The sequence below is a fragment of the Pseudomonas sp. AGC41 genome (assembly GCF_057334555.1).
On the sequence record NZ_JBHFJB010000161.1, the window covers coordinates 1 to 1489 of the forward strand.

General features: G+C 62.8%; 2 protein-coding genes. Both read right to left on the reverse strand.

The features are described 5' to 3' along the window. Positions 1–85: 85 nt before the first annotated feature. A complete protein-coding gene (locus ACE04F_RS28005) occupies positions 86–751 on the reverse strand; it encodes a response regulator transcription factor (protein WP_305500841.1) in 666 nt (221 codons plus the stop codon). A gap of 53 nt (positions 752–804) precedes the next feature. Continuing rightward, a complete protein-coding gene (locus ACE04F_RS28010) occupies positions 805–1338 on the reverse strand; it encodes a PQQ-dependent catabolism-associated CXXCW motif protein (RefSeq protein WP_486110838.1) in 534 nt (177 codons plus the stop codon). Positions 1339–1489: the final 151 nt, after the last annotated feature.

A 1489-nucleotide genomic window follows, 5' to 3' on the forward strand; every position in this document is an offset into this window, starting at 1 on the left:
CACCGCGTTGCCCAGGTCTGGGGCCGCTGCGCAGCCCAGCGCGAGCAAGCTCCCTCGCCACGGGCGATCTTCTCCAGACCGCGGTTCAACGTCGCAGGTAAGCGCCGAAATCAATATCCCCCGCGCTGAGGATCGCCTGCACCCGGTTATGCACGTTGAGCTTGCGCAGGATCGCCGAGACGTGGGCCTTGACCGTGGTTTCGGCGATGTCCAGCGTGTAGGCGATCTGCTTGTTCGACTCGCCTTTGGTCATGCGTTCGAGCACCAGCAATTGCTTGCGGGTCAGCGCCTGGAGCAGTTCGGGTGGGAACGCCGGGGTCTCGTTCAGGCGCCGGCCCGTCGGGCTCTTCTGGGTGCGGATGATGTCTGGCGGCAGGTACACGTTGCCGTTGAGGATCTGCTCGATGGCGTCGGTCATCTGCGCGCGCGGCGACGACTTGGTGATGAAACCCACCGCGCCATAGGTGATGGCCTGCAGGACGATCTGCTTGTCCTGCTCGGCGGACACGATCACCACCGGGATGGTCGGTGCCTCGTTGCGCAAGTTGATCAGGCCATTGAGGCCGTGCATGCCGGGCATGTTCAGGTCGAGCAGGATCAGGTCGAGGTCATCGTGTTCGCGGGTCAGCGCCAGGGCGCTGTCCAGGTCAGCGGTTTCCATCACCTCGCTCCCGGCGAAACCATCGCTGATGACGTTGTGGATGGCTTCGCGAAACAGTGGGTGATCGTCGGCTATCAGGATTTTATACATGGCCATTCACCTCGTTATTGTCGTGTTGGGGCAGTTGCACGGCTCTCGGGCATTCAGGGCAAGGGTTCGGGGCGGGCCGCTTGCAGGGGCAGGTTGGCCGCCTCCCAGGCATCCAGGCCGTCGCGGTACCAATACAGCTGTTTATAGCCCAAGGCGGCGGCGCGTTTTACCGCGTTCCAGCTCAACCAGCAATCGGAGCGGCAGTAAAAGACCAGCGGTTGATCGGCCTGGCCGGCGGTGGCTTTGCGCAGGTAAAACGTGAAGTAGTCCTGCCAGGTTGCGTCCAGTTCGCCGTCGCCGGTGTTGGCCAGCCACAGGCTGCCGGGCAGGTTGGCATGGGGCTCGGTGTCGATGAACCGGCCCTGGACCCAGGGCCGGCGGTAGACGTCGATCAGCACGGGCGCGGGCGTTTGCTTGAGCAGGCGCTGCAAGGCTTCGGTGTCGACGGTTTGCGCGCTGTCTGCGGAGGCGGGCGTCGGGCTGCGGTATCGAGTGATGCGAAAGCCCTGCGGGGAAAACAGCGCAGTGTCGGCCTGCGCGACATTCAGCGACAGGCCCAGCAAGACGATCGCGAGCAAACGGGGCATAGGTCTTATCCTTCTTGTTATGCGCCCATTACATGTCACGGTCGAGGTCTTGTGAATGCGACCATAGACAGGAAAACCGCTACTAAAGTAGTAATTTCCACATTATGGGCGTACACACCAATCCATTGTGGGAGGGGGGGGGGGGGGGGGG

What these genes read in the sequence shown, in the direction of transcription:
- ACE04F_RS28005 (WP_305500841.1), bottom strand. Translation starts at nt 751, where the DNA reads ATGTATAAAATCCTGATAGCCGACGATCACCCACTGTTTCGCGAAGCC.
- ACE04F_RS28010 (WP_486110838.1), bottom strand. Translation starts at nt 1,338, where the DNA reads ATGCCCCGTTTGCTCGCGATCGTCTTGCTGGGCCTGTCGCTGAATGTC.